This window comes from Ramlibacter sp. (assembly GCF_035706265.1).
Lineage (GTDB): Bacteria > Pseudomonadota > Gammaproteobacteria > Burkholderiales > Burkholderiaceae_C > Ramlibacter.
Genome location: NZ_DASSVG010000290.1, coordinates 1 through 7,893 on the forward strand (window position 1 = coordinate 1; position 7,893 = coordinate 7,893).

General features: G+C 70.5%; 10 protein-coding genes. All 10 read right to left on the reverse strand.

The window, feature by feature from the left end; translation table 11 throughout:
• Positions 1-311 (reverse strand): hypothetical protein (locus VFM98_RS10625; protein ID WP_325109895.1); only part of this gene is annotated, 311 nt, incomplete at its 3' end.
• A gap of 6 nt (positions 312-317) precedes the next feature.
• Positions 318-2,303 carry a response regulator gene (locus VFM98_RS10630; RefSeq protein WP_325109896.1) on the reverse strand — a complete coding sequence of 662 codons (1,986 nt, stop codon included), beginning with the start codon at positions 2,301-2,303 and terminating at the stop codon, positions 318-320.
• Positions 2,300-3,163 carry an ATP-binding protein gene (locus VFM98_RS10635; protein WP_325109897.1) on the reverse strand — a complete coding sequence of 288 codons (864 nt, stop codon included), beginning with the start codon at positions 3,161-3,163 and terminating at the stop codon, positions 2,300-2,302. The genes VFM98_RS10630 and VFM98_RS10635 overlap by 4 nt, the downstream gene beginning before the upstream one ends.
• 1 nt (position 3,164) lies before the next feature.
• Positions 3,165-4,175 (reverse strand): ATP-binding protein, encoded by a 1,011-nt coding sequence (locus VFM98_RS10640; protein ID WP_325109898.1) that lies wholly within the window; start codon positions 4,173-4,175, stop codon positions 3,165-3,167.
• Entirely contained in the window at positions 4,166-4,546 is a 381-nt protein-coding gene (locus VFM98_RS10645) for an anti-sigma regulatory factor (protein ID WP_325109899.1), read from the reverse strand. The genes VFM98_RS10640 and VFM98_RS10645 overlap by 10 nt, the downstream gene beginning before the upstream one ends.
• Positions 4,547-4,562: 16 nt before the next feature.
• Positions 4,563-4,937 carry an STAS domain-containing protein gene (locus VFM98_RS10650; RefSeq protein WP_325109900.1) on the reverse strand — a complete coding sequence of 125 codons (375 nt, stop codon included), beginning with the start codon at positions 4,935-4,937 and terminating at the stop codon, positions 4,563-4,565.
• Between the two features lie 8 nt (positions 4,938-4,945).
• Positions 4,946-5,806, reverse strand: coding sequence for an STAS domain-containing protein (locus VFM98_RS10655; RefSeq protein WP_325109901.1), 861 nt, complete (start codon positions 5,804-5,806; stop codon positions 4,946-4,948).
• A 120-nt stretch (positions 5,807-5,926) separates the two neighbouring features.
• Positions 5,927-6,589, reverse strand: a complete 663-nt coding sequence (locus tag VFM98_RS10660) for an HAD family phosphatase (protein WP_325109902.1) — start codon at positions 6,587-6,589, stop codon at positions 5,927-5,929.
• Between the two features lie 16 nt (positions 6,590-6,605).
• On the reverse strand, positions 6,606-7,025 hold the full coding sequence (locus VFM98_RS10665; protein ID WP_325109903.1) for a rhodanese-like domain-containing protein: 420 nt from the start codon (positions 7,023-7,025) through the stop codon (positions 6,606-6,608).
• A 23-nt stretch (positions 7,026-7,048) separates the two neighbouring features.
• On the reverse strand, positions 7,049-7,893 hold an 845-nt coding region (locus VFM98_RS10670), incomplete at its 5' end, for an acyl-CoA dehydrogenase family protein (protein ID WP_325109904.1).

Below are 7,893 nucleotides of genomic sequence, written 5' to 3' on the forward strand. Positions count from 1 at the left end.
AAGCGGATGCCGCCGCTAGCGCGGATCAGGGCGGCCGCGAACACGATCTCCACCATGTCCGCACCGGCCAGCAGCAGCGGCGGACCGTGGTCGAAGAAGCGGAACACCGCCGCGTCGCCGACGTAGATCGGCAGCAGGAACCACGCCCACTGCCGCGGCGGGTGCAGCAGCAGCGCGACGACCGCAATCCCGCTGGCGTACCACACCGGCGACAGGGTGCCGAAGGCGCGCGTGGTGAGTGCGGCGCAGAGCACGAAGCCCACCACCGTGACGGTGAGGTGCCGCACGGGCGGCGGGCTCCCGCGTGGCATGGGCCTTCAGGCTTCGGCGGCGGGCCGCCGGCTGCGGACGATGGCCTCGACGAGCATGTGCGGCTTCAGCGGCTTGGCCAGGTGCAGGTCGAAGCCGGCCGCCAGCGTCTTCTGCAGGTCCTGCGGGCGCGCGAAGGCGGTGAGGGCGATCACCGGCAGGTGGACGCCGCCGCGCGCGCCTTCGAGCTCGCGCACGTGCCGCACCAGCTCGTAGCCGTCGCGCCCCGGCAGGCCGATGTCGCTGACCAGCACGTCGGGCCAGGCGTGCCGCAGCGCCACCAGTGCGGCTTCGTAGTCGCGCGCGCTGCGCACACGGGCGCCCCGCTCGGCCAGCACCAGGCCCAGGATCTCGCTGGCTTCGGCATCGTCCTCCACCAGCAGCACGTCCAGCCCCTGCAGCGGCGCGCCCTCGATCTCCCCGCCGGCTTCGGCGCCGGTGGTGTCGGCGAAATCGGCGGTTTCCATCACGGGCGCCGCAGGCAGGTCCACGCGCATGCACGTGCCCTTTCCTTCGCCCGCGCTTTCGGCGCTGACGCGCCCGCCATGCAGGTCCACCAGGTGCTTCACGATCGACAGCCCGAGCCCCAGGCCGCCGTGGCGCCGGTTGCCGGGGGAATCGCTCTGCGTGAAGCGGTCGAACAGGTGCGGCAGGAATTCGCTCTTGATGCCTTGCCCGAAATCCTGCACCGCGAGCTGCAGCCGGTCGCCGGCGCGCCGCAGCCGCACTTCGATGCGGCCTTCCTCGGGGGAGAACTTGATCGCGTTGGTCATCAGGTTCCACACGATCTGCTGGAAGCGCGCCGGGTCCAGGTAGGCCGGCGCATGCGCGCCCTCCACCTCCGTGTGCACCTGCAGCCTGCGCTCCGCCATGATGCCGGCCAGCGCAGCGACCGAGTTCGTCACCAGTTCCGCCGGATCGACCCACTCGCGGTCCAGCCGCAGCTTGCCCGAGTTGATGCGCGCGACGTCGAGGATGTCGGAGATGATGCGCGCCTGCGTCTTCACGTTGCGCTCGATCGCCTGCAGCCCCTTGACGCCTTCGGGCGTGATGCCGCGCCGCTGCAGGATGTGCACCCAGCCCATGATCGCGTTGAGCGGCGTGCGCAGCTCGTGCGACAGCACGGCGATGAAATCGTCCTTGGTGCGTGCGAGGTGCTCGGCCACCTGGCGCGCGGCCTGCTCGCGCTCCAGCAGCTCGCGCCGGCGCTGCTCCAGCTCGTGCCGCGTCGAGACGTCGATGGCGATGGCGATGCGCACCCCGGGCTCGACGTGCGAGGACACGCTCCACTCCAGGTGCACCGGCGCGCCCGCGGCTCCGAGCAGGGGGAACTCGCCGCGCCACGGTGCGCGGTCCTGCACCGGGTCGGCGAGATGGGTCAGCACGTGCTCGCGCCATTCGGGCGGCACCAGGTCGGCCAGCGCCGCGCCGATCAGTTCCTCCCGCGTGCGCCCCAGCATGCGCTGCATCGCCGGGTTGGCATCGGCGAAGCGGGCCTGTTCGTCCAGCAGCGCGATGCCGCTTTGCGCCTGGTCGTAGATGGCGCGGAAGCGCTGCTCGCTGTGGCGCAGCTGGTCCTCGGCGAGGCGCGCGCGGATCAGGGCCTGCAGCGTGGCGACCAGCACCGCCGGCTCCACCGGGTGCACGAGGTAGGCGTCGGCGCCGGCGTTCAGGCCGGTGACGCGGTCTTCGTCGCGCACGTAGGCGGCCGAGAGGTGCACCACCGGCAGCAGCGCAGTCAGCGGCTGGGCGCGGATCCTGCGGCACAGTTCGAAGCCGTCGATATCGGGCAGGTGCACGTCAAGCACCACGGCCGACACGCCCTGCGCGATCGCTGCCAGCGCCTCGGCGCCACTGCCCGCCTCGGCGGTCTGGAAGCCCGCCGCGCGGACCACGCGGGCGGTGGAATAGCGCGTCGCCGGGTTGTCGTCCACCACCAGCACCGTGTGGACCGACCGATCGATCGTGGTGTTGATGACGTCCGCGGAATTCATGGCGTGCCGGCGCCCTCCAGCTGCACGGGGATGGTGACGGAGAAGGTCGAGCCCTTGCCCGGCTCGCTCTCCAGGGAGACGCTGCCCCCCAGCAACGCGGCCAGCTTCCGGCTCAGGGACAGGCCCAGGCCGGTGCCGCGCAGGCGCTTCTGCAGCGCCGACTGCACCTGCGAGAAGTCCTGGAAGATGGATTCGTGGTATTCGGGCGCGATGCCGATGCCGGTGTCGGCGACGGAGAAGGTCACGCGCTGGTCCGGCTCGAAGCGGGCGGAGACGCGCACCTCGCCGCGCGGGGTGAACTTGAGTGCGTTGGAGATGAAGTTGCGCAGGATCTGCGACAGCTTGCGGTGGTCGGTGTAGAGCTTGGGGACGTCCTGCGGTTCCTCGAACACCAGGTGCACTTCGGGGTTGGTCAGCACCGGCTTGAACATGCCGCGCAGCGCGGAGAACAGGTCCACCATCTCGAACCAGGCCGGCGAGATCTCGACGCGCCCGGCCTCCACCTTGGCGAGATCCAGCAGGTCGTCCACCATCTCGGCGAATTCGGTGGCGTTCTGCTGGATGAAGGCGATCTGCTTTTCCTGCTCCGCGCTCAGCGGGCCGTCCACGCGATCCAGCAGCAGGCGGGTGAGGCTGCGGATCGAGTTGATGGGCGTGCGGAACTCGTGGCTCATGTAGGCCAGGAAGCGGCTCTTGAGTTCGGTCGCCTCGCGCAGCTGGTCGGCCTGCGCGTCGAGTTCGGCGTACAGGGCGAGCACGCCGCGGTTGGTTTCCTCCAGCTCGGCGCGCAGGCTCTCCGCCTCGTGCCGGCTCTGCTCCAGCGCGGCGCGAAGTTCCGCGATGTCCTTGTCCGTTTCCATCTCAATCCTTGCGCCGCAGCACGGCCACGGTGGCGTCGTCGCGCCCCCGGCAATGATCGCGCACCAGGACGGCGGCGGCGAGGGTGGGGTCGCGGCCGAGCAACGGTGCCAGCACGGTCGGCGGCCAGCGGGTCTCGATGCCGTCGGTGCTGACCACCAGCAGCGCATGCTCCGGCCAAGCGATGCACTGCTCCTCCGGCGTGCGCACGGCGATGCCGGCCGTGCCGTGCTGGCTCAGGAGCGCGCGGTCGCTGGTGCCGGAGACCAGCCTGGCCATCACGTTGCCGGCGCCGGCGCTGCGCACCGTGCCGCTGGCCACATCGGCCTGCAGCAGCATCACGGCCGCTCCGCGGGTGCTGCGCAGGCGCTGGTGGATGTGCGCGAGCAGCACGCGCGGGCTGGCCAGCGGATCCTCCATGAACGCTTCGATGGCGGCGGCGGCGGCTTCGGCCGCATCGGGGCCGTGGCCCAGGCCGTCGGCCACCAGCAGCGCGGCGACGTCGCCCTGCAGCGCGAAGGCCCAGCCGTCGCCGCAGACGCGCTCGCCGGGGGCCGCGATCGCCACCGCGCCAACGCAGATCGCGTGGCCCTCCTGCGGCCCGGGGCCGGCGCCGACGCGCGCCAGCACCACCGTGCCGCCGGGCACGCTGCTGTGGATGTCGAATTGGCGGGCCAGCCGCCGCACCGCGCCGAGGCCGGTGCCGGGCGTGCCGGCGGTGGAGAAGCCGTCGACCAGCGAGCGCTCGAGGTTGGCGATGCCAGGCCCCTCGTCCAGCGCGATCACGTCCACCTCGCCCAGCGCGGGCCGCGGGGACAGCAGCAGCCGCCCGCGAACGGCGTGGCGCGCCAGGTTGTTTCCGAGCTCGGTCACCACCAGGGCGAGGCGGCCGGCCTCGGTTTCGTCCAGGCCGCAGTCCAGCGCCAGCTGCGCCGCGTGGCGGCGCGCCTCCCCCACGCGGCTGCCGTCCTCCATGGGGAAGACCGCGTGGAAGCCGCCGGAAATCACTTCCACCGTGCGATGCTCACCCGCGTGCCCTGCCCGGGCGCGGAACGGATGTCGAATTCGTGCACCAGGCGCTTGCTGCCCGGAAGCCCCAGGCCCATGCCGGTGCCGGTGCTGAAGCCGTCGGTCATGGCGAGCTTGACGTCCGCGATGCCGCCGCCCTCGTCCTCGAAGTGCAGGCGCAGGCCGCGCCGCACGCCGTCGTCCAGCAGTTCCCAGCGCATGGCGCCGCCGCCGCCGTGGACCACGGTGTTGCGCGCCAGTTCGCTGGCGGCCGTGATCATCTTGGTCTGGTCCACCAGCGAGAACTTCAGCTGCTGCGTGAGCACGCGCACCTGCTGGCGGCTGGCGACGATGTCCACCTCGGAACGCAGCGGCATGCTGCCGGAAGCGTCTTCAGCGGGCAAGCGCCTTCTCCCTGCGCCCCTGCGCCAGCAGTTCCATGCCGCGCTCCACGTTGAGCGCGGTGCGCACGCCCTGCAGCGACAGCCCCAGCTCCACCAGCGTGATCGCCACCGCCGGCTGCATGCCGACCACCACGGTGGTGGCATCGAGGATGCGCGAGATGCCGGAGATGCCGGCCAGCATGCGGCCGACGAAGGAATCGACGATCTCCAGCGCGGAGATGTCGATCAGCACCCCCTTGGCGCCGCTGGCGGAGATCTTGTTCGCCAGGTCGTCCTGCAGGGCCAGCGCCATCTGGTCCTGCATGTCCACCTGGATGGTGACCAGCAGGGTGTCTCCCATCTGCAGGATCGGGATGCGGTCCATGGCGGGCCTCAGGCCTGGCGGCGGGTGATGACGAAGCCCTGCTGCTCCATCGCCAGTTGCAGCGCGTCGGCCAGCGACGACTTGGTGGCGATGCCCTGCAGGTCGATGCCGAGGTGCACGATGGTCTGCGCGATCTGCGGCCGGATGCCGCTGATGATGCACTCCGCCCCCATCAGGCGGATCGCGCTCACCGTCTTCAGCAGGTGCTGGGCCACCAGCGTGTCCACCGTCGGCACGCCGGTGATGTCGATGATCGCCAGGCGCGAGCCCGTCTCGACGATGCGCTGCAGCAGCGTCTCCATCACCACCTGGGTGCGGCTGGAGTCCAGCGTGCCGATCATCGGCACGGCCAGCACGCCTTCGAACAGCTTGATCACGGGCGTGGAGAGCTCCAGCAGGTCCTGCTGCTGGCGCTTGATCAGGTCCTCGCGTGTCTGCTGGTAGGTGGAGACGGTCCACTGCGCCATGCGGTCCACCAGCACGGAGAGCGTCCACACCGCGGCCATCTGCCGCTCGGGCTGGGCCTTCATCCGGTCCTGGATCAGGCCGAAGAGGGGCCGCTTGAAGGCCAGCACGAACACGCTGGTGTCGCCGGCCGACTGGCCCTGCGCGGCGCGCGAGCGCGAGAGCGATTCGAGCGCGCCGCGCAAGGCGCTCCACGCCGGCGCCTCGAAGTTCTCCGGGTCGCCGCCGGCGCGCAGCGCCTCGCGCAGGTTGCGCAGGATCTCCTCGGCGTCGCCGCGCAACGCGCGTCGGCCGGCCTCGGTGAGGCGGGCGGCATTGCCACCCGCCTCCTGCAGCCACTGAGAAAGGATCTGTTCTTCGTTGTCGCCGAGCAGCTGGAGCACGGCGTCTGTTTCCTGGCTCATTCTTGCTTGGGGCCGTTGGTGGAAGGGACGGCCATTATCGAAGTCAAGGTTGAGCTGGGCTTGTAGGAGAAGGCCGACACCTGGGACCTTTGCGCCGGAGATCGGCGCGCGCGCAGCGTCCTAGTCGAGCAAGCCCGGGAGGTCCGCCATGTCCGCGAAGATCACCGCAGCCCCCGCAGCCTTGAGTGCGGAGGGCGTATCGTGGCCCGCCTCGGGCGGGCTGTAGCCGAACACGACAGCGCCGGCGCGCACGCCTGCAGTCACCCCCGTGACAGTGTCTTCCACCACGGCGCAGCGCGCGGACGTGACGCCCAGCGGCCCCATCGCGGCCAGGTACACGTCCGGCTCCGGCTTGGAACGCGGCATCTCGTGGCCGCTGAAGATGCGGCCCTCGAAATACGGCAAAAGGCCGCACTTGGCGAGCTGCATCTCCACCTTCCAGCGATCGGCGCCGGAGCAGCAGGCGATGCGCCCCTGCAGCCGCGCGCTGATCGCGGTGACCGCTTCGACGGCGTGGCGGATCGGCTGCACGCCCGCGAGCAGCTGCTCGTTGCGGCGCTCGCGAAAGCGCGTCAGCCAGTCCTCGGTGAGCGGCCGGCCGGTGTGGGCCTCGATCAGCCCGCGCTCGTCCTTGACCGCCTTGCCGAGGAAGAGGCGCATGCACTCCTGCTTCGAGAGCTTCCATCCGAGCTCTTCGAGCATGTCGCGCAGCACCCCGTTGGTGATCGCCTCGCTGTCCACCAGCACGCCGTCGCAGTCGAACAGCACCGCATCGAACTTCACTTCGTCTCCCTCGCGTTCACGCGCCCTTGTTCGCCCTGCGCTGCTCCAGCGTCTCGGTCGGTGCGCCCTGCTTGACCCATTCGGTGTAGCCGCCTTCGATATGGGCCACGTTGGTCATGCCCATGTCCTGCAGGGTCTTGGCGGCCAGCGCGCTGCGCCAGCCGGCGCCGCAGAACAGCACGTATTCCTTGCCGGCGTCGGCGAACACCTTCTTGAAGTAGGGCGAGCCCGGATCGACCCAGAACTCCAGCATGCCGCGCGGCGCGTGGAAGCTGCCGGGCACGGTGCCCTCGGCTTGCAGCTCGCGCACGTCGCGGATGTCCACCAGCTGCAGGTCGGGCGCACCCAGGCGCTCGCGCACCTGCGGCACGGAATAGGTGCGCACCTGCGCCATCGCCTCGTCGACGAGCGTGCGGTAGCCTCGCGTGATCGGCATCTCAGTGTCTCCTTCGTTGTGGTTCAGAGCGCCCGCTGGATCAGGATCTTCTGCACGTCGGAGGTGCCTTCGTAGATCTGGCACACCCGCACGTCGCGCCAGATGCGCTCCACCGGGAAATCGTTGACGTAGCCGTAGCCGCCCAGGGTCTGGATCGCGGCGCTGCAGACCTGCTCGGCGATCTCGCTGGCGAACAGCTTGGCCATCGCGGCTTCCTTCAGGCAGGGCTTGCCGGCGTCGCGCAGGCTCGCCGCATGCCACACCAGCTGGCGCGCGGCTTCGAGCCGGGTGGCGCAGTCGGCCAGGCGGAAGCCCACCGCCTGGTGGTTGAAGATCGCGGTGCCGAAGCTCTCGCGCTCCTTCGCATACTGCAGCGCCACCTCGAAGGCGCTGCGCGCCATGCCGATGCTCTGGGCGGCGATGCCGATGCGGCCGCCTTCCAGCGCCGACAGCGCGATGCGGTAACCCTCGCCTTCCTCGCCGATCAGGTTGGCGGCGGGGATGCGGCAGTCCTCGAAGCGGATCTGCGCCGTGTCGCTGGAATGCTGGCCGACCTTGTCTTCCAGCCGGGCGACGATGTAGCCGGGCGTGTCGGTGGGAACGAGGAAGGCGCTCATGCCCCGCTTGCCGGCGGCCTTGTCGGTCACCGCGATGACGATGGCAAGCTGGCCGTTCTTGCCGCTGGTGATGAACTGCTTGACGCCGTTCAGCACGTAGTGGTCGCCGTCCCTGACGGCTGTTGTACGCAGCCCATCGGCCTGCGAGCCCACGTGCGGCTCGGTCAGGCAGAAGGCGCCCAGCATCTCGCCGCGCGCCAGGGGCTTGAGCCACCGCTGCTTCTGCGCCTCGCTGCCCCAGGCCATCAGGA